Raw genomic sequence first — 19,511 nt, forward strand, 5'->3', positions numbered from 1 at the left:
CAATACAAGAGATTTTAATCCCTGGATGCTTATTTGTTTGAAAGTGGATCAGGATTAGATATACTCTTTATCATTTTTTGAAATTGCAAATTTCGAAAAGCAGATCTTGGAAAGTGATTTTATCTTGTTATTGGTTGAGGGAATACAGCCAAGCTTTCATATCCCTCTTCGCCTACAGCCTGAACGGCAAAGAAATAATTGTCCTTGGAATAGGGGATGGTTAAAGTTGTATCTTCTGTGTAGAATTTTTTCTGCCACATGGAGGAATCAGTTTCTCTCATCAGGACATAATACCCTTTTGCTTTTCCTTTTTCGGGGGCTTCCCATCGAAGAGTAGAGACATTGCCTAATTTTCTGACATCAATCCCTACGTTTATAGGTTCCGAAGGAGCAGATGCCAAAGCAGCCAGTGAAGCCAGGTTGATTCCTGCAATTTTTCTCATGTATTCAAAATCAACGAATTCTGGAAGGTCTCCATATTGGATCCCGTTTTCTACCCTGACATTTTCATGTTGGTGGTAATAATTTTCATTCATTTCACAAACCCTGATGGCTGTAAAACCCTGTTGGGCAAAGGGAGTGTGGTCTCCACCTCTCAAAAACCTGTCATTTCTGTAGACCAGTTTAACTTCCAGTTGATCCACATACCTTTCGCCTATTTCTTTCATATACCGGGCTAATTGCCTTGATTTGCTGTCATTTTCTCCATTGGTATACCTGCGAATGGCTGCCATTCTTTCGGTTTCCGCTGCTGGGACCCCTTCAGAAAAAATCCTCACTTTGGTATTGTCATTGATATTTGTTTCTGAGGAAAAGCTGTTGCCAATCATGTCATTGTTAAGCATTGCAACAAGGTTCCAATTTTCATTTTTTGCTTTTTCAGCAAGGTAAGCAGCACCTTTTAATCCCTGTTCTTCCCCTGATACTATTACAAAAATGATTGTAGCAGGAAAGGATTTTTTGGACATAATCCTTGCCAGTTCAATGATGGCAGCCACACCCGAACCATCATCATTGGCCCCAGGGGCATCAATTTCTGTATTCATCACATCCAGGGCCCTGCTGTCAATATGCGCTGAAATAATAAAAATCCGGTCATCATTGGGATCAGTTCCCTTTAAAGTAGCCATAACATTTCCCATTTGGCTATCAGTTGGAATTCTTCTACCGTCAGCAGGAATTGTAAAAGTATCAATATAGGAACTCAATCTTCCGCTGGAAGCAGGTTCAAATGATTTGAAAAGATTCAGAACATAATTTTGTGAAGCTAGTATTCCTTCCTTGTCCTTGTCTTGGCTAAGTGTATGTCTGGTTCTAAATCCGGCTAGGTCCCTGACGTATTTCTCCAGATTATCTGATGAGATTTCTTTGATCATTCCTGCTATTACAGGGTCACGGTGAATGAGCTGGGTTTGTGCAAAGGAAAAATGAAATGTAAAGCAGGTAATGAGCAGGATAATTCTTTTCATTCTTAATAGGGTTACTGTTTATTAGTTTAAATTTACATGTAGATACATCAAGTTTAAAATCATATTACATGAACGAGCAATTGATACCAAGGGAAGGCGAATATGGATCATATTATGAAGGATACATTTCCTCCATTAAAGGACAGGATATTCCTGCTATATTATTATCCCAAATTGAAGAGGTAAGAAAGGTCTTTGAAAAATTAGGGGATTTAAAAAGTAATTTACCCTATAGTGAGGGGAAATGGTCGGCAAAAGAAGTTTTGGGCCATATGACAGACACAGACAGAATTATGTCCTACAGGGCACTTTGCATTGCAAGGGGGGAGAAGATCTCATTGCCGGGCTTTGATCAGGATGAATACGTCTTGCAGGGTAAATTTAACGAAATTCCACTCAATCATCTGTTGGAGGAATTTGAAATGTCCCGTTATGCATTGGTTTCAATGTTTAAAAATTTCCCTTTATCTGTTTATTCCAATATTGGATTGGCCAACAATTACCCTGCATCTGTTCGGGCTATCCTTTATATTATTACAGGCCATACATTGCATCATCTTCAGATTTTAAAGGAAAGATATCTCTGAGAATCACTTAGTTTAGATTGTTAATAAAAAAATAACCTAAAAAATGGCCATATTTTATTAATTTTGTAGAATTTATCTAATACAAAATAATTTTATTGACTATGAAAAGAACGAGAGCACAGGAATCCAGAGCAGCGATTGAGAAACTTTATATCACTATGAGGCACCTTTTTATGAGGGGATCTTATAAGCCAATGGGAGTTTCAGGGGAATCGCTGGTGGATTCACTTTTGGTGCTGAGTCCTGAGATTTATGGCTTTTTGGCACAGGATGAAAAGATTGAATTGGATGGGCTTTTATATGTCATGGAAAGGCTTCCAAGAGGGATTGAGGAATGCAGGTACGTCAGGCTGATCAGTAGGGAGGGATATGAAAATTCCACATTCCCTGCGATCATACCGGCAAAAAGGAAGAGGAACTGCTATCGGGTAGATGAAGAACAGATGTATGTGGAAATGACCAGGGGAAGATCTGATATTTATGATATTCTGACCCATCTCACATTCCTATACATAGAATCTGAAAAAATAAAATCCAACAGTACAGATGCGAAGGGGAGAATAGACCTTAATTGGGAGCTTCTTGGAAAAATCATTGAAAAAGAGGAAAATGGAGAGGATTTTGATAAAGAAGTGGCCTGTTCCTATTTGAGTCAGGTAATTGGAAGGACCTTTGACGAGACCCATGAGGCCATAAAAAAATTTGAAACTTCACCACATACCAACAGTCTTTTTCGAGTGATCTATCATTTGGGAAAATTGGCCATGGAAGAGTCATTTGATGGTAAGGACAGGGAAATTTCCTTTTCTTCCACTTTAAGAATAAGAGTTGGTCACCATGTCTACGGAGAACTTTGGGCCAATAAGATAAAGAAGGTATTATTTGAAAATGATCTGATAGAAAGGCCTTTGCATATTATTTCTGCCAATCTCCACAGTTTTTTAAATACCATCTATAGCCATCAGGCACTTGGATTGGGAACTTTTGAGGAAATTGAACAGATGGCTTTGGACATCAGTATCGGGGCAAAGAACAATAAGGGTAAAGAAATACTCAAATATGCCCAAAACAATGGATTTATGGAAGTTATGGATGAATCCGGTACCAATATCCATGTTCAATTGATTGATACGGCGAGGATGTCCAAAAATACCCTGCTTCCTAATTGTATTTTGCCTGAAGATCAAAAAAAGAGGCCAGTATTATTGGTGATGGATTATGCCTTTGGAGAACAGGCATACGAATGCTTTGATGAGCTCTTGAAACCTTATGAAACTGAAGATGGGAAAAATTACCCACTTAATGTTCTATCCGCGTCCATAATGGGTAAAGCAGGGATTTTGACAGGAAAGAAAGGAGATATTATGATACCGGACAGCCATGTTTTTGAAGGGACTGCTGATAATTATCCTTTTATCAATGAGTTGAGCCGAAAAGATTTTGAAGGATACGGATTAGGTGTATACCAGGGCACCATGTTTACTGTTTTGGGAACATCTCTTCAAAATAAAGATGTCTTGAGCTACCTCATGGAATCTTCCTGGAAAGCAATAGGATTGGAGATGGAAGGAGCCCATTATCAAAAAGCCATCCAATCAGAAAGTAAGATCCGGCAAAGCATTAAGAAAAATGTAAAAGTATTGTACGCATATTATGCATCTGATAATCCTTTAGAGACTGGTAGTACACTTGCATCAGGTGCTTTGGGTATGGACGGGGTAAAACCAACTTACTTGATTACATATAAAATTCTGAAAAAATTATTCTCATAAAACCAATTAATATTTTTATTTTATTAAATGTTTAAAACTCAGAATAAAAAGTTGATTTTTTAATTTTTGTTATTTTTTTATTTTTCATTTTTATTGAATTTTTAGTTGTGTTTTTAATCATGGCTTTATATGATTTTTGTCATGTTTATTTGAAATTTTCTTATCCAAATTTGAATCATCAAACAACCTCAATCAGTATGAAAAATTTAAGGATATTGACATCAGGATTAGTGGTCATACTCCTATTGTCATTTAATTCGACCATTTCAGCACAAACAAAATACATTTTGGCTCCTTCACCAGAGCTTAAAGTTTCCGGAGGCTCAACCCTTCATGACTGGGATATGACATCCAATACGGCCAAAGGAGAAGGGGTTTTTGTTCTGGAAGGTAATCAATTGAAAGGAATTCAAAACCTTTCTGTTACCATGGAAGCAGAAACACTTAAAAGTGGGACAAAGGGTCTTGATAACAATGCTTATAAGGCATTGGATACCAAGAAAAACAAAGATGTAAAATTCACTTTGAAAGAGATAACCGGAAGCGGAAGCAATTATCAGGCAAAAGGTGATTTCACTATTGCTGGAGTAACCAAACCGGCATCTTTCCCTGTCAAAGTAACCCAAAGTGGAAACAAACTTACTTTCGAGGGAAGCTATGACACGAAATTAACCACTTTTTCGGTAGATCCACCAACAGCCCTTATGGGAACAGTAAAAACAAGAGACGAAATCAAAATTTCATTTAAAACAATATTTCAACCTTTAAATTAATTTTCCACAACTATGAAAAAGCACATAATTGCTGCGATTGCTTTAATCGGTATTTCATTATCCGGTTTAGCCCAGGGACTTCAGAGAGATATGCAATTCTGGAGACCATATGACCAAAGAGGTATCAATATTTTTGAAACAGGAAAAGAAGATACAGTAGCCTATGAAGGAATGAGAGTAAGAATAGGAGGTAACTTTACCCAACAGTTTCAAAGTCTCAGCCATTCCAATACTGCAGATCCGGTTTTCAATGCTAACAATGTAAATACCAATGAATTAATTAAAATTGGTACAGGAACTAACTTAGCAACTGCTAACCTTAACATTGATGTAGCTTTAGCAGATGGTTTACGTTTGAATTTAGTAACTTATCTTTCTTCCAGACACCACCCGGAAACTTGGGTTAAAGGCGGATATCTGCAAGTTGATAAATTGGACTTTCTTGGATTAGGTGAAGCAGATTGGTTCAATAAGTATCTGACCTTAAGAGTTGGACACATGGAAATCAACTATGGTGATGCCCACTTCAGAAGATCCGATAATGGTAATGCCTTGTACAATCCATTTGTAGAAAATTATATCATGGATGCTTTTACAACTGAGATCGGTGGTGATTTGTTCTTCCAATCTAACGGATGGTTGGCTTTGGTAGGTGTTACCGGGGGTGAAATCCAAGGTGGTGTAACCAATCCTGATAACAGAAGCATGAATTTTATAGGTAAATTTGGTTACGACAAATATTTGACCGATGATTTCAGATTAAGACTTACCGGTTCAATTTATACTACTGGTAGCTCTCAAAGAAATACGCTTTGGGGAGGTGATAGAGGAGGTTCAAGGTATTACTTGGTGATGGAAAACACATTAGCTTCCACATCTGCGAACTTTACTTCTGGTAGATTTAATCCAGGTCAGACCAATAATATAACAGCCTGGGTCATCAACCCCTTCTTAAAATACAAAGGATTGGAATTCTTTGGTAACTACGAGCAATCCAAAGGTGCTGCTAGAGGTGAAACTACAGATAGAACCTGGACTCAGATTGGTGCAGACTTACTTTACAGATTTGGATTAAGAGAGCAATATTATATTGCTGGACGATATAATGAAGTAAGTGGACCTTTATCCGGTTCAGGTTTAGAAGTTAGTATGGACAGAGTCGCGATTGCTGGTGGCTGGTTTGTGACTAAGAATGTACTGGCCAAAATTGAGTGGGTTCAACAAAATTATAGTGGATTTGCTGCAACAGACATTAGAAATGGTGGTAAATTCAACGGCATCATGATCGAAGGTATAGTAGGTTTCTAATCCTTAAGTTAAATATGCGTGTCCTTTTGATTGTTCTTTTGATTGTTTTGAATCCCAATATAGAAGAAAGGGAAGTTATAGTAACCCAAAAAATGATCATTGTCAGTGGTCAGACTTCAATAGGCGGATTCAACTGCAACTACCAAAAGAACGGTTTGAAGGACACGCTTTTAATAGATCCTTCCAAAAAAACAAAAGAATTGTTATTTGAAATACCCGTCAAGGATTTTTCCTGCGGGAATTTTTTATTAAACAAAGATTTCAGAAAAACAATCAAGGCTGAAACATTTCCAACCGCAAAAGTCAAGGTCAATAATTTAAAATCAAGCTATGGCAATTACTCCTGTGATCTCCATGTAGATATAGTGGGTAAAAAGCTTTTTTATGATGATCTGGTTTTGAAACGGACAGTGGATGGCGTAGTAGCAAATTTGGTATTGAGCTTTGAAGAACTGGAATTGGAAGCCCCTCAAAAATTTGGGGGCTTGATTAAAGTTGAGGAAGAACTTAATTTAGAATTTAAGCTTTCTTTTTAAGGATTAATATCCAATAAAGCATTCAACGATTTTTCAATTTTTTGAAATTTAAAACTATCAATTACTTTCTTCATTTTGTCCGAAATTTCTTTATTACATAAGTTACCTATACTTCCTTCATGGACATGATTGACATGGGATTGATCCGGGGAAAATATATCTGAATCAATGTCCAATCCTACCTTTTTATAGGCATCCCGGAATGGCATTCCTTCCAAGACCAATTGATTGACCACTTCTACACTGAAAACATGTTTATAAAAACTATCTGAAAGTATGTTTTCTTTTATTTTTATTTCCTTGAGCATAAAAGTTGTCATCTTGAGGCAGTCCAGAAGGGAATCCAAACCCGGGAAAATGGCTTCTTTGAGCAGTTGCAAATCCCTGTGATATCCTGTGGTCATATTGGTCAGCAAAAGGGTTACTGTATTTGGAATACCCTGAATTTGATTGGTTTTTGCCCGAATCAATTCAAAAACATCAGGATTTTTTTTATGTGGCATGATGCTGCTTCCTGTTGTAAGATCATCAGGGAATGAAATAAAGGCAAAGTGCTGGTTCATAAAAATGCAGACATCTGCGGCTAATTTATTCAGGGTTCCTGAAATCCCAGAAAGGGCAAATGCCAGGGTTTTTTCGGTTTTACCACGGCTGTTTTGGGCATTGATTACATTGTGGTGCAGGTCATCAAAACCCAGTAACTCTGTGGTCATGGTCCTATTCAAGGGAAAAGAAGAGCCATAACCTGCTGCGGAACCTAGTGGGTTCTTGTTTGAAAGTCTATATGCGGCTTCGAGTAGAGCCAAATCCTCTGTTAAGCCTTCCGCAAATGAACCAAACCAAAGACCAAAAGAAGAAGGCATAGCCAATTGGGTATGGGTGTAACCCGGCATCAGGTTGTTTTTATGTTTCTCTGAAAGTTCAATCAATACTTCAAACAATTCCTGGCTAGCTTCTACCAGTTCCCGTATGGCTGCCCTGTAGTAGAGTTTGAGGTCAACCAGTACCTGGTCGTTTCTGGACCTACCGCTATGCAGTTTTTTACCTACTTCACCATACCTTTGGGTCAATAAAAACTCTATTTGGGAATGGACATCTTCCACCCCTTTTTCTATTTTGAACTGTCCCTTTTCTATTTCAAAGTAAATTTCCTTTAAGCCCTTCAATAAAACTCTAAGATCCTCGGATGATAAAAGGCCGATTTTTTCAAGCATAATGGCATGGGCCATAGAACCAAGAACATCAAATGGAGCTAAAATAAGGTCAAACTCAGGGTCTCTTCCAATAGTAAAATTTTCAACTTCTTTTTTTGATCCAGTTTTTTTTTGCCAGAGTTTCATGTTTTGTTTTTTAATTTATTCAGCAATGCCTTTGGCATAAGTTTCCAGGATTTCAATATAACCTGCAATCCCATTTTCGATTTCATGAAGATAAATAAATTCATCTGCCGTATGTGATCTTACCGAATCCCCTGGGCCAATCTTCACAGAAGGGTAAGGGATCAATGCCTGATCAGAAAGGGTAGGGCTACCGAAGGTTTGTATTCCCAAAGTTTTTCCAATCTTGAGGATTTTATGACCTTCGGGAACCTTGGATGAATTCAGTCTCAATGATCTTGTGCTTAATTCAGCTTTTAGGTTACTTTTTAATTCATTGAAAGCCTCATCCAAAGTATAGGCATCAGTTACCCTAACATCTAATGTATAGAAGCAGATATCCGGAATGACATTGTGTTGGCTTCCAGCCTGAATGATCGTTGCTGTGACTTTTGTTTTTCCCAAATATGGAGAAACCTTTTTGAATTCATAGTTTCTAATCAGATTTAGATCATCTAAGGCCTTGTAGATGGCGTTTTCTCCTTCTTCTCTTGCAGCATGACCTGCTTTTCCTTTAACCAAGGCATCAATTACCAAAAGTCCTTTTTCTGCGACAGCCATTTGCATTAAGGTAGGTTCTCCTACTATGGCAAGTTCCAAAGGAGGGAGTTCATCAAGGATACATTCAATGCCATTTTTCCCTGAGATTTCTTCTTCCGCAGTTGCTGCAAGGATTAGGTTAAAAGGAAGGGGCTTACTATAGAAATGACAGAAGGTTGCAATCAAACTTACCAAGCAACCACCTGCATCATTACTTCCCAGGCCAAAAATTTTTCCATCTTCAATTATTGCTTTGTATGGATCTTTGGTATATCCTGAATTTGGCTTAACCGTATCATGATGGGAATTTAAAAGAAGGTAAGGATTTTTACTGTCCTCATGAAATGGAAAGGCCCAGATATTGTTTCCTTTTTTATGGGTCTTTATTCCTTTCTTTTCCAGAAAAATTTGGATGAGGTCGGCACTTTTATTTTCTTCTTTGCTTATTGAGGGGGTCTCAACCAAGTTTTTCAGTAAATCCAAGGCATCTTCAAAGAGTACAGGTGAGTATAATTCCATGCCTTTTTCAGTACAGGTCGTATCTGTGCTTTTCAATTGTTGTACCTGAAAGTTTTCCTTTTGCCGCCAAAAGTAAATTTTCAGCTTTTCCGATCCAAACATGGTTTACACCTTTATGTAAAGCTGCAAATGCATTGTCCAATTTTGGGATCATACCGGAATGGATGACATTTTCTTTTTTAAGCTCAGTGTAAATATCTTCATTGATCAATGGAACAATGGATTGTTCGTTTTTTTCATCTATCAAAACTCCTGATTTATTGAAACAGAAATATAAATTGACTTTATATTTTTTGGATAAACTGGTTGCTAGTTCCGAGGCAATGCTATCTGCATTAGTGTTGAGTAATTGCCCTTTTTGGTCATGCGTGATAGCGCAGATGACTGGAACAAGGTTGTTCTCTAAGAGTGTTTGAACCAACTCAATATTGATCTCTTGAATATCCCCTACAAAACCATAATCAATAGTTTTGACAGGTCTTTTTACGGACCTGATCAGGTTACCGTCTGCGCCTGTCATTCCCAGGGCATTTTGCTTTAAAGATTGCAGTTTTGCTACAATCTGCTTGTTGATCAATCCTGCATAAACCATGGTCACAATATCTAGGGTATCTTTGTCAGTGATTCTTCTACCGTCTACCATTTCCGGCATCACTCCCATACTTTCCCCAAATTTTGAAGCCATCACCCCACCTCCATGGACAAGGATTTTCTTTCCCGGAAACTTAGAAAATAGGTAGAGAAATTCTTCAAGTTTTTCCGGGAAGTCGATCACGTTTCCCCCGACTTTTATGATACTTAAAATCATTTTTATAGTAGGTTAGGTTTGAGATTTTATTCAGCCCAGTATATGGCTAATGACCGATTGGGCGGCATAAATTCTGTTATTAGCCTGTTCCTGAACAAGACTCCTTGTACCATCAAGTATTTCGTCTGAAATTTCAATATTTCTTCTTACAGGAAGGCAGTGCATCACTTTTGCTTTTTTTGCATGTTTGAAATGCTTTTCAGTCAGCATCCAGGAGTTATCCGTGGTTACGATTTTACCGTAATCATTGTATGCAGACCAATTTTTAACATAAACGAAATCAGCCCCCTCCAAAGCTTTTTGTTGATCAAGTTCAATTTTTGCTCCTTGGGTGAACATTGGGTCAAGGTTATAACCTTCAGGATGGGTAATGGTCAGGTCATGTCCGCAACCAATTGCCCATTCTGCAAAGGAGTTGGCAACGGCATGAGGAATGGCCTTAATGTGCGGTGCCCAGGTAAGCACTACTTTAGGTTTTTTGATCTGTCCCACGTTTTCATGAATAGTAACCATATCTGCCAGACTTTGAAGTGGGTGTCTGATCGCACTTTCCAGACTGATTACAGGTACGCCGGAATATTTGATAAACTGGTTGAAAATGAAGTCCTCTATATCTTCCTGTTTGTTGGTTAAGCTTGGAAATGCCCTAATAGCCAGAATATCAAAGTATGAACCCAAAACACCCGCTGCATCTTTAATATGTTCCACCGTACCTTTGTTCATAATGGCACCTTCTTTCATTTCCAAAGCCCAGCCTTCCTTATCCATATTCATGACGATAGGATCCATACCTAAATTGAGTGCAGCAATCTGTGTACTTGCCCTGGTCCTCAAGGAAGGGTTAAGGAAAATGCATCCAATTTTTTTTCCAAGCCCTTTGGCTGCCTCCATTCTCGGGTGGCTTTTATAAGCTAAGGCCTTTTCTATTAAACTATCTGCTAATTTTTTGGATTCGAACTGGGTAAAATGTTTCATTCTGATATTCAGATTGGTAGGACAGTATCGGAAACTGTCAGTTCAAAATTTTCTTTAAACTATCCAAAAACGAAGATAGTTGATTAATTTCAATATTTAAAGGTGGAAGCAAACGAATGGTATGTTTTCCGGCAGAACTACCTGTAAATATTCTGTATTTGGTTACTAATTCAGAACGTACAGGGCCTGATTCCCTATCCAGATCAATACCTATCATCAATCCTTTCCCCCTCACTTCCGTTACTCCTTTTATTTTATTAAGTTCTTCGGTCAAATAAGCGCCAGTTTTTTCAGCATTAGAAACCAATTGTTCATTCTCAAGAATTTCCAATACAGCCAATCCTGCAGCGCAGGCCAAATGATTTCCACCAAATGTAGTTCCCAATAGACCATGAGAGGCTTTTATATCAGGATGGATCAACACACCTCCAATAGGAAATCCATTTCCCATGCCTTTTGCTATTGTAATCAGATCAGGCACCAATCCTTCTACCCACTGATGGGCAAAAAATCTGCCCGTTCTTCCATAACCTGATTGTACCTCATCCAAAATTAATTTAGCATCATACTTTTTGCAAAGGTCTCGTAAGGATCTTAGAAATTCTTCATTGGGTATGTGTATTCCTCCAACCCCTTGAATTCCCTCAATAATTATTCCTGCAATATTACCCTGTTTCAACCGGTCTTCTACTTTCTCAATATTACCCCAGGGCAGGATAAAAGCATCATCCCTCTTATTGGAAGGAGCGATGATTTTAGGATTGTCTGTAAGGACTACTGCTCCTGAAGTCCTTCCATGGAATGCTCCTGAAAAACTGATAAAGCCTGATTTTCCAGTTTCAAAGGAGGCCAGTTTCAATGCATTTTCATTGGCCTCAGCACCTGAATTACATAAGAAGAGCTGGTAATCATGGTAACAGGAAAGTTGTCCCAGTTTCTCAGCCAGTTGTTTTTGGATGGGAATATGAACTGAATTGGAATAAAAGGCGATTTTATCCAATTGATCCTTCAATCTCTGATTGAAATGCGGGTGGCTATGGCCTACAGAAATTACGGCATGACCGCCGTATAAATCGAGGTATTCATTTCCATGATCATCCCATAATCTGGCACCAGAGGCTTTTACGGGAGTTACATTGATCAGGGGATATACATCAAATAATTTCATTCCTTTGATTTTAAAATGCAATGCTTTTTAGATTGAGACCGGCTTTTTCTTCCAGTCCTAAGGCGATATTGAAGTTTTGGACCGCCTGTCCAGAGGCACCTTTAAGAAGGTTGTCTATGGCCGAATAAATGACCAATTGTCCGTTTTCTTTTTTAAGATGTATGAAACACTTGTTCGTGTTGACGGACTGTTTCAAATCAATATCCAAATCTGAAACAAAAGTGAAAGCTGCTTCTTTGTAAAAAGATTTATAGCTGGAAATTGCTTCTTCAAGTGAACCTTCGAAAGGAAAATATGCCGTAATCCAAATTCCCCTGGAGAAATTTCCCCTGTAGGGCACAAAGAGTAATTCATGAGCAAATCCTTCTTGTACCTGGCAAAAGGTTTGTCTAATTTCCTTTAAATGTTGATGGGAGAAGAGTTTATAAACAGAAAGATTATTTGATCTATAGCTAAAGTGTGTGGTATCACTTAAGGATTTTCCTGCCCCTGTGCTTCCTGTAATTCCGGAAATATGTACGGTTGATCTAACCCAGCCCTTGGCAATAGCTGGTAATAATGCCAATTGTATACCTGTGGCAAAACAGCCTGGGTTGGCTATTTTTTTAGCATTTTTAATTTTAATTTTATTCACTTCAGGCAGTCCATAAATGAAGCCATGACTTTCATTTCTGAAGTCTGTACTCAGATCAATGATGACTGTATCAGGTGAGAAGTGGTGGTTTTCCAGAAATCCCTTGGTCTGCCCATGTGGCAATCCAAGAAAAACGGCTTCAATTCCTTCTGTTTGTACTTCATCTGTAAATACCAGCTCAGTATCTCCCAAAAGATCAGGATGTACTTCACTTACTTTTTTCCCTTTCTGGCTGTTGCTATGTACATATACCAACTCGCAGGCCGGGTGGTTGACAAGGAGGCGAAGCAATTCACCTCCAGTATATCCTGCGGCCCCGATGATGGCTGTTTTAATTTTCATCATGATAGTTGACTTGATGGAAGATTCCTGTTTGGTTGCCAAGGATTCTTGTAAATCCTTTTACATCTTCTGCAGTATATCCTTTGTTCATTTCTCCATAACTTCCGAATTTGGAAGCCATCAAATCGTGTTTGGATTCTATACCTACCAGTTGAAAGCGGTAGGGGTGGAGTATTAATTTTACAGTTCCGGTTACAAACTCCTGGGTACTTTCCAAGAATTCTTCAAGGTTTCGCATCACAGGATCAAGGTAATGCCCCTCATGAAGGTGGTTTCCATAAAACTCTGCCAACTGGTTTTTCCAGAATGTCTGCCACTTGGTCAGGGTATGTTTTTCCAATAATTGATGACTTTTGATGATAATCAAGGGTGCGGCGGCTTCAAAACCAACCCTTCCTTTTATTCCAATGATCGTGTCTCCCACATGGATATCTCTTCCAATACCAAAGGGAGCAGCTTGTTCCTGTATTTTTTGTATGGCATCCACTGGATTGTCAAAATTCTTTCCATTGACTGCTTTTAATTGCCCTTTGATAAAACCAAGTGTCAATTCTTCTGGTTGGTTTTTGCTGATCTGTGTTGGCCAAGCCGTTTCAGGAAGTGTTTGATTTGAAGTCAAAGTCTCCTTACCCCCGACAGAAGTTCCCCAAATCCCTTTGTTTACCGAATAAGCTGCTTTTTCAAAATTCATGGAAACCCCATGTTTTTTCAGGTATTCTATTTCCTGCTCCCTGCTCAGTTTCAGGTCTCTTATCGGGGTAATGATTTCAATATCAGGAATAATGGTCTGGAAAATCATATCAAACCTGACTTGGTCATTTCCTGCACCTGTACTGCCATGGGCCACAGATTTGGCACCTATTCGTTTAACATAATCTGCCAGGGTTTTAGCCTGGAGGATTCTTTCTGCACTGACAGAAAGGGGATAGGTCTGGTTTTTGAGAACGTTGCCAAATACGAGGTATTTGATTACCTCTTGGTAGTAAGTTCTAGTGACATCGAGGATAGTGAAAGAGGCAATACCAAGGGTGTTTGCACGATTTTCTATTTCCTCCAATTCCTGAGAGGAAAATCCCCCTGTATTGATCAGGACGGCATGTACTTCGTATCCGAGGTCTTGGGAAAGGTGAAGTGCACAAAAGGTGGTATCCAATCCTCCACTATACGCCAATACTACTTTTTTCATTTTATATATGTTGATGTAAAAGCAATTTTTGCTTTTCGGTTAAAATAAGCTTAAAGTTTTGTTTTTCGTTTTTTTGATGTTCAGTAAGATAGACTTTTTCAACCTTGTCCATCTTTCGAACAGCTTTAGATTTTTCTTGAAATCTTTTCTCAAGGCCACTTCTTCAACTTTGGCTTTTTTGGATGGATCATATAACATGGCTGTGCACAGACAATTTTGTCTATTTTTGGATTTTAGAATTTCCACGTTTACACAACTGTTGCAGCCCTTCCAAAACTCCTCATCATCTGTCAGGTCATTGTAGGATACAGGAATATATCCCAGTTCTGAGTTTATTTTCATTACCGCAGCGCCAGTGGTCAGGCCAAAAATTTTGGCCTCGGGATATTTCTGACGGCTTAGTTTGAATATTTCATTTTTGATCTGACGTGCCAACCCATATTTTCGGAACTCAGGTGCTACAATCAATCCAGAGTTGGCAACGAATTTGCCATGGCCCCAGGCTTCAATATAGCAAAAACCTGCCCAAGTGCCATCCTCGGTCAAGGCAATGACCGCTTTGCCTTCCTGCATTTTTGTTTTTATGTATTCAGGCGACCGTTTGGCGATACCCGTACCCCGGGCTTTGGCGGATTGTTCCATCTCATCAGTGATGGTTTCGGCATATTTCAGGTGCTTTTCTGTAGCAGGTTGTATGATGAAGGAATTATTTTCCATTTTGTCCAATAGGGAATAAATAGATGTCTGATTGCTCTTTGAGCATTTGTTTCAAGAAATATAATTGGATTGCTGGCTATTGTAGGTCATCCACGTAGGACACACCAATATATATTATAGGGACCTTGCCCTAAAGCTGTTCCTAAACCTCCTCAATGGAGCCAAAAATAACATAGGAAGCGCTTCCAAGGATTGGGAAGCATTTGATGCATTTGCCGCTATGTTGTTTAAGATTTGCATTAGTTATGAAAACGTGTGCAAAGGTTAAAAGGTTTGGAATAAAATCCAAGTATTTATTATTGAAATTTTAATTCGGGAATTGTTGTTTTGTCATTAAATCAGAAATGAGCATTGAATTTTGGAATAAAGGAAAATCATACCTTTGCCAATTCTTTTAAGGCTTCGACAAAAATATCCAATTCTGCAAGGCTGGTATAGATATTGGGAGTAATCCTGCATCCCACTACTCCAGCTGAATCGATACCCACAGTATAAATTCCATATTTTTCCAATAAGGATTTGGCCATTTCCGATGGAGGCATGCCTTCAATTCCTACATTGGCAATTCCACAGCATCTTGCCGGATCTGAAGGAGTATTTAATCTGATTCCCGGAATATTTCTTACTTTATCTGACCAATAGAATTGGAGATACCTTAATCTTTCTTCTTTTCTTTTGGCACCGATTTTTTCGAAATAGTCAATGGCATTATTTATTGCAAGATCTGTTGCCACAGGATGTGTTCCGGTGTGGTTGAGGTTTTTGATATTGGGATGGTCCAGTTCATAAGGAGCCATTAATGGCCAAACCTGCTTGATTTTTTCCTTTTTTACATACAATAGACCAGCTCCAATAGGTACACTCAACCATTTATGAAGGCTACAGGCATAATAATCACAATTGAGTTCATCAATCCTGAAATCAAAATGGGCAATACAATGCGCGCCATCAAGCATCACCTCCACTCCATGACTATGGGCCATGTCGCATATTTTTTTAACCGGAAGTATCTGCCCCGTGATATTGATCATATGGCTTGCCATGATCAACTTTGTATTGGGAGTTATCGCATTTTCATAGATTTTTACGATTTCATCATCAGATTGAGGATGAAGAGGGATGTCTACAATTTTGTTGACAATTCCATGTCTCCTTGATGCCAATTCAAACATATTTTTGATGCTTCCGTAATCCTGTTCGGCAAAAATGGCTTCATCTCCTTTTTGCCAAGGATATCCTGAAATGATAATATCCAAGGATTCTGTGGCATTTCTTGTAATGGCTACCTCATCTGGAGTGCCTCCAAACATTTTTGCCAATCTAGCCGCAGCTTTATCCTTGTTTTCCCATTGTACCGTTCTGAAATACCAGGAACCCTGATAATTGATTTCTCGGATTATTGAAATATATCCTTCCAAAGTTTCTTGGGGGATAAAGCAATAATAACCGTTTTCCAAATTGATATAATCTGGCTTCAACCTGTAGCCCTCTCTTATTTTTGCCCAAAAATCTTCATCCTTAGCCAGATCTTTCTCTGGAATATGCTGGTATTTTTCCATTGTTTCTGAAAGGGCTTTAAAGGAAGCTGTAGAAGCAATGCCGGTTAGGGCTAAATTTTTAAGAAAAGCTCTTTTTTTCATTATAGATAGGTTTGCTTACCAATTTGTGGAAAAAAAATCAGAAAAAAAATTCAAATCCCAAATTTAATGACTAAATTTGTCAACAATAAATTTGTCAACAAATAAAGATAATATGAAAACTTTAGGACAAGTTCTGATGGAAACAAGGAAAGAAAAAGGGTTGGTCGTTAGGAATCTTGCCTATCAAAGTGGAATTGATCCTGCTTTGATTTCAAAGTTTGAGAAAGGTCAGCGGATGCCCACTGAAGAGAATTTAAAGGCCTTATCAGAGGTTTTGAGACTTCCTTTTGAAGGTCTTCGAAAAATTTGGTTGGCAGAAAAGGTATATCAGCTACTTGAGCTGGAGGCAGACGCGAAAGAGATTTTAAGTTTGGCAGAATCAAGAGTTGAATATTTGAAGAGCAATCAAGCTTTGAAGATGAAGGATCTCAGTAATTCTATCAAATCAAAGCTCCAGAAGATTGATGAACTAAAGGAAGAATGGGTTTCCAAAAAGCCTTTGAATACTATTCAGCTTCAAAAGATGACTGAGTTTTTCCATGTGGCCTATACTTTTGAAAGCAATAGGATAGAAGGAAATACCCTTAGCCTACAAGAGACCCACTTAGTGGTTAATGAAGGGATTACTATTGGCGGGAAATCTCTAAGGGAGCATTTGGAAGCAATCAACCATGCAGAGGCCATTGATTATGTTGAACAATTGGTCAGTGATCAGTTGGATTACAGCTCGAGGGTTTTGATGGAATTGCACTATTTGATACTCAAGGGTATTGATAAGGAAAATGCCGGGAGGTTTAGATCAGTTCCTGTTAGGATTTCAGGAAGTGAGCACTTACCACCTCAGCCATACCTTTTGGATAAAATGATGGAAGAATATTTCATTCATTATGACAGTCAGAAAAGGATCCTTCATCCTGTAATACTTGCTGCCGAAATGCACGAGCGATTGGTCAGCATCCATCCCTTCATCGATGGAAATGGCAGGACAAGTAGGTTGGTTATGAACCTCATTTTGCTCAGAAATGGATTGACTATTGCCAATCTTAAGGGTGATGTCGATTCAAGATTGGCCTATTACCGTGCTTTGGAATCTGTTCAGGTAGATAATAATCCAGAGCCATTTTATCATTTGGTGGCAGATTCGGTCAAGGATTCTTTGCAGAAGCACTTAGAGTTAGTGTAGGTTTATATTTATTTGGTCATCCTGTGCAAATGAAGCATAGGATGACTTTTTAAAATAACAAATAGAGGAAAAAAAGAATAACCAAGAAAATGGCCGTCCATGCCACGATAGGGCTTTTTTTAGGAAAGTGATAATTGCATATAGGACAGAATTCTGAATTTTCATCTATATCCATTGCACAGGAAGGACACTCTTTTGTTTTAATTTTTTGAACCATAACCTATTAAATTTGATTAAGTAAAGAAAAAAATAATTCTTTACAATGAAAATTGAGATATGGTCGGACATCATGTGTCCATTCTGTTATATTGGAAAAAGGAGATTGGAGAAGGCCTTAAAGAATTTTGAATTTGCGGATCAGGTAAAAATTGAATGGAAAAGTTTTTTGCTCAATCCGGAAATGGTTACTGATCCAAATAAAAATACGCTGGAATATTTATCAGAGACCAAGGAATGGAGTCTTTCCCAGACCAGGCAGATTACCGAACAGGTGGTTCAAATGGCCAAAGAGGAAGGTTTGGGATACCAGATGGATAAAACGGTTGTGGCCAATGCCAAAAATGCCCACCGTTTACTTCAACTTGCCAAAACTTTGGGAAAAGGTGACCTGATGAAAGAACGGTTATTGAAAGCCTATTTTACAGAGGGGAAAAATATAGATGACAGGAGTACATTAGTCAGTTTGGCTTTGGAAGTCGGGCTTGAAAAAAACAGAGTAGAAAATTGCCTGGATTCGGATGAGTTCGCTGAAAAGGTTGATCAGGATATTTATGAATCAAGACTGATTGGAGTTAGAGGGGTTCCTTTTTTTGTTTTGGACAGAAAATTTGGAATCTCAGGAGCCCAACCCGTTCAGGTTTTTGAAGAAGCTATCCGTAAAGCCTGGGAGGATTATGTCAAATCAAATCCTTCGTTGAATCTTATTGCAGGGGAAGAAGGAACTGTCTGTGATATAGAGGGAAATTGTGAATAAAAAATAAAAAGCCATGGATGTATACATGCATTCATGGCCTTTTTCTCTAGATTTTTTGTCTATTTAATAAACCCCTCTAACGTTCATATCTAGGGTATAAACTGCTCCCATAGCGGTAATAAATAGGGTTTTTCTTTCTGTACCTCCCAATACTACATTGGCGGTCCAGTTTTCAGGTACAGGAATATGGGCAATTTTTTCTCCTTTGGGATTAAAAACTGTAACTCCCTTTCCAGTTATGTAAACATTGCCCCTATTATCAATAGTCATTCCGTCCGATCCCATTTCGGCAAATAGTCTGCGGTTTTTCAGGTAACCGTCTTCTTCAATATCATACACATAGGTTTTGTTGTCCCCGATATCTGCTACATATAATTTTTTACCGTCAGGGGTTCCGATCAGTCCATTGGGTTTGACCAATGTTTCATCTACCCTGAAAAATTGCAATCGATCAGGGGATAAATAGTATAAATGTTCTCCATCCTGCTGCATTTCCGGATCTCTCTTCCAATAGGGCCTTTTATAAAGTGGGTCAGAGATATAAATCCCCCCGTTTGGAGCGATCCACAAATCATTTGGCCCATTCAATAATTTTCCTTTAAAGTTTTCGATAAGGACTTTAACATTTCCTTTATCATCTATGGACAACAGTTGATTTTCCAGGTCGGCGCAGGTGATCAGGTTGCCCATGCGGTCAAAAAACATTCCGTTGGATCGGTTGGCCCCCTCTTTAAAGACACTGACCTCATTTCGGGTTGCTGACCATTTGATGATTTTATCGTTAGGTTGATCAGTAAAGTAAACATCTCCGTTTCTATGGACGGCGGGTCCTTCGGTAAAATTATAGCCATCTGCAACTTTGACCAATTGCGCATTTTTTGCTACAATTTTCTTTTTATCTTCAATTTGGGCAAACAGCTGTAATGAAATTACAGTAAGTAAGAGGGATAAAATCAGGTTTTCTTTTTTTAACATGATATAAATTGATTAACAGGTTAGTTTGGT

The 19,511-nt window shown here is 38.4% G+C and carries 18 protein-coding genes; 7 read left to right on the forward strand and 11 right to left on the reverse strand.

The annotated features are described in order from the left end of the window. Positions 1-119: 119 nt before the first annotated feature. A complete protein-coding gene (locus ACFSKV_RS03630) occupies positions 120-1,469 on the reverse strand; it encodes a M28 family metallopeptidase (RefSeq protein WP_380800456.1) in 1,350 nt (449 codons plus the stop codon). Between the two features lie 68 nt (positions 1,470-1,537). On the opposite strand from ACFSKV_RS03630, the gene ACFSKV_RS03635 reads away from it, so the two are divergent. The 5 genes from ACFSKV_RS03635 to ACFSKV_RS03655 all read left to right on the forward strand — a co-directional run bounded on the left by ACFSKV_RS03635 (position 1,538) and on the right by ACFSKV_RS03655 (position 6,445). Beyond that, on the forward strand, positions 1,538-2,056 hold the full coding sequence (locus ACFSKV_RS03635; protein WP_380800458.1) for a DinB family protein: 519 nt from the start codon (positions 1,538-1,540) through the stop codon (positions 2,054-2,056). A 101-nt stretch (positions 2,057-2,157) separates the two neighbouring features. Continuing rightward, positions 2,158-3,828: a DUF6909 family protein gene (locus ACFSKV_RS03640; protein ID WP_380800460.1), complete on the forward strand. Its 1,671-nt coding sequence runs from the start codon at positions 2,158-2,160 to the stop codon at positions 3,826-3,828. Positions 3,829-4,025: 197 nt separating this feature from the next. Next, positions 4,026-4,601 (forward strand): YceI family protein, encoded by a 576-nt coding sequence (locus ACFSKV_RS03645; protein ID WP_380800462.1) that lies wholly within the window; start codon positions 4,026-4,028, stop codon positions 4,599-4,601. Between the two features lie 12 nt (positions 4,602-4,613). Further along, positions 4,614-5,909, forward strand: coding sequence for a hypothetical protein (locus ACFSKV_RS03650; protein WP_380800466.1), 1,296 nt, complete (start codon positions 4,614-4,616; stop codon positions 5,907-5,909). Between the two features lie 14 nt (positions 5,910-5,923). Further along, complete coding sequence (locus ACFSKV_RS03655; RefSeq protein ID WP_380800468.1) at positions 5,924-6,445, forward strand: hypothetical protein; 522 nt, start codon at positions 5,924-5,926, stop codon at positions 6,443-6,445. Here ACFSKV_RS03655 and argH read toward each other — a convergent pair. From argH to ACFSKV_RS03700, 9 genes are all read right to left on the reverse strand, one after another. Then, entirely contained in the window at positions 6,442-7,785 is a 1,344-nt protein-coding gene (argH, locus tag ACFSKV_RS03660) for an argininosuccinate lyase (protein ID WP_380800469.1), read from the reverse strand. The genes ACFSKV_RS03655 and argH overlap by 4 nt on opposite strands. A 15-nt stretch (positions 7,786-7,800) precedes the next feature. Further along, entirely contained in the window at positions 7,801-8,880 is a 1,080-nt protein-coding gene (locus ACFSKV_RS03665) for a M20 family metallo-hydrolase (protein WP_380800470.1), read from the reverse strand. A gap of 7 nt (positions 8,881-8,887) precedes the next feature. Then, positions 8,888-9,688 carry an acetylglutamate kinase gene (gene argB / locus ACFSKV_RS03670; protein ID WP_380800471.1) on the reverse strand — a complete coding sequence of 267 codons (801 nt, stop codon included), beginning with the start codon at positions 9,686-9,688 and terminating at the stop codon, positions 8,888-8,890. Between the two features lie 30 nt (positions 9,689-9,718). Further along, the gene (locus ACFSKV_RS03675) at positions 9,719-10,663 is read right to left on the reverse strand and encodes an N-acetylornithine carbamoyltransferase (RefSeq protein ID WP_380800472.1); all 945 of its coding nucleotides are present in this window, start codon (positions 10,661-10,663) and stop codon (positions 9,719-9,721) included. A gap of 37 nt (positions 10,664-10,700) precedes the next feature. Continuing rightward, positions 10,701-11,831, reverse strand: a complete 1,131-nt coding sequence (locus ACFSKV_RS03680; protein WP_380800474.1) for an aspartate aminotransferase family protein — start codon at positions 11,829-11,831, stop codon at positions 10,701-10,703. 10 nt (positions 11,832-11,841) lie between these two features. Next, complete coding sequence (argC, locus tag ACFSKV_RS03685; RefSeq protein ID WP_380800475.1) at positions 11,842-12,810, reverse strand: N-acetyl-gamma-glutamyl-phosphate reductase; 969 nt, start codon at positions 12,808-12,810, stop codon at positions 11,842-11,844. Further along, positions 12,797-13,993 (reverse strand): argininosuccinate synthase, encoded by a 1,197-nt coding sequence (locus ACFSKV_RS03690; protein WP_380800478.1) that lies wholly within the window; start codon positions 13,991-13,993, stop codon positions 12,797-12,799. The genes argC and ACFSKV_RS03690 overlap by 14 nt, the downstream gene beginning before the upstream one ends. A gap of 39 nt (positions 13,994-14,032) precedes the next feature. Continuing rightward, complete coding sequence (locus tag ACFSKV_RS03695; RefSeq protein ID WP_380800479.1) at positions 14,033-14,710, reverse strand: GNAT family N-acetyltransferase; 678 nt, start codon at positions 14,708-14,710, stop codon at positions 14,033-14,035. A gap of 374 nt (positions 14,711-15,084) precedes the next feature. Continuing rightward, a complete protein-coding gene (locus ACFSKV_RS03700) occupies positions 15,085-16,350 on the reverse strand; it encodes an aminotransferase class V-fold PLP-dependent enzyme (protein WP_380800480.1) in 1,266 nt (421 codons plus the stop codon). A gap of 112 nt (positions 16,351-16,462) precedes the next feature. Here ACFSKV_RS03700 and ACFSKV_RS03705 point away from each other — a divergent pair, with 112 nt between their 5' ends. Further along, positions 16,463-17,533 (forward strand): Fic family protein, encoded by a 1,071-nt coding sequence (locus ACFSKV_RS03705; RefSeq protein ID WP_380800481.1) that lies wholly within the window; start codon positions 16,463-16,465, stop codon positions 17,531-17,533. A 262-nt stretch (positions 17,534-17,795) separates the two neighbouring features. Then, entirely contained in the window at positions 17,796-18,506 is a 711-nt protein-coding gene (locus ACFSKV_RS03710) for a DsbA family oxidoreductase (RefSeq protein ID WP_380800483.1), read from the forward strand. A 63-nt stretch (positions 18,507-18,569) separates the two neighbouring features. Here the strand turns inward: ACFSKV_RS03710 and ACFSKV_RS03715 are convergent, their stop codons facing one another. After that, positions 18,570-19,481, reverse strand: coding sequence for an SMP-30/gluconolactonase/LRE family protein (locus ACFSKV_RS03715; RefSeq protein ID WP_380800484.1), 912 nt, complete (start codon positions 19,479-19,481; stop codon positions 18,570-18,572). Positions 19,482-19,511 lie beyond the last annotated feature (30 nt).

Origin of the sequence: Shivajiella indica, assembly GCF_042683085.1 — a bacterium.
In the GTDB taxonomy this organism is placed as follows: Bacteria; Bacteroidota; Bacteroidia; order Cytophagales; family Cyclobacteriaceae; genus Shivajiella; species Shivajiella indica.

Excerpts from the sequence above, each read along its gene's own strand:
- ACFSKV_RS03630 (WP_380800456.1), bottom strand. The coding sequence starts at position 1,469 with ATGAAAAGAATTATCCTGCTCATTACCTGCTTTACATTTCATTTTTCC.
- ACFSKV_RS03635 (WP_380800458.1), top strand. The coding sequence starts at position 1,538 with ATGAACGAGCAATTGATACCAAGGGAAGGCGAATATGGATCATATTAT.
- ACFSKV_RS03640 (WP_380800460.1), top strand. The coding sequence starts at position 2,158 with ATGAAAAGAACGAGAGCACAGGAATCCAGAGCAGCGATTGAGAAACTT.
- ACFSKV_RS03645 (WP_380800462.1), top strand. The coding sequence starts at position 4,026 with ATGAAAAATTTAAGGATATTGACATCAGGATTAGTGGTCATACTCCTA.
- ACFSKV_RS03650 (WP_380800466.1), top strand. The coding sequence starts at position 4,614 with ATGAAAAAGCACATAATTGCTGCGATTGCTTTAATCGGTATTTCATTA.
- ACFSKV_RS03655 (WP_380800468.1), top strand. The coding sequence starts at position 5,924 with ATGCGTGTCCTTTTGATTGTTCTTTTGATTGTTTTGAATCCCAATATA.
- argH (WP_380800469.1), bottom strand. The coding sequence starts at position 7,785 with ATGAAACTCTGGCAAAAAAAAACTGGATCAAAAAAAGAAGTTGAAAAT.
- ACFSKV_RS03665 (WP_380800470.1), bottom strand. The coding sequence starts at position 8,880 with ATGGAATTATACTCACCTGTACTCTTTGAAGATGCCTTGGATTTACTG.
- argB (WP_380800471.1), bottom strand. The coding sequence starts at position 9,688 with ATGATTTTAAGTATCATAAAAGTCGGGGGAAACGTGATCGACTTCCCG.
- ACFSKV_RS03675 (WP_380800472.1), bottom strand. The coding sequence starts at position 10,663 with ATGAAACATTTTACCCAGTTCGAATCCAAAAAATTAGCAGATAGTTTA.
- ACFSKV_RS03680 (WP_380800474.1), bottom strand. The coding sequence starts at position 11,831 with ATGAAATTATTTGATGTATATCCCCTGATCAATGTAACTCCCGTAAAA.
- argC (WP_380800475.1), bottom strand. The coding sequence starts at position 12,810 with ATGATGAAAATTAAAACAGCCATCATCGGGGCCGCAGGATATACTGGA.
- ACFSKV_RS03690 (WP_380800478.1), bottom strand. The coding sequence starts at position 13,993 with ATGAAAAAAGTAGTATTGGCGTATAGTGGAGGATTGGATACCACCTTT.
- ACFSKV_RS03695 (WP_380800479.1), bottom strand. The coding sequence starts at position 14,710 with ATGGAAAATAATTCCTTCATCATACAACCTGCTACAGAAAAGCACCTG.
- ACFSKV_RS03700 (WP_380800480.1), bottom strand. The coding sequence starts at position 16,350 with ATGAAAAAAAGAGCTTTTCTTAAAAATTTAGCCCTAACCGGCATTGCT.
- ACFSKV_RS03705 (WP_380800481.1), top strand. The coding sequence starts at position 16,463 with ATGAAAACTTTAGGACAAGTTCTGATGGAAACAAGGAAAGAAAAAGGG.
- ACFSKV_RS03710 (WP_380800483.1), top strand. The coding sequence starts at position 17,796 with ATGAAAATTGAGATATGGTCGGACATCATGTGTCCATTCTGTTATATT.
- ACFSKV_RS03715 (WP_380800484.1), bottom strand. The coding sequence starts at position 19,481 with ATGTTAAAAAAAGAAAACCTGATTTTATCCCTCTTACTTACTGTAATT.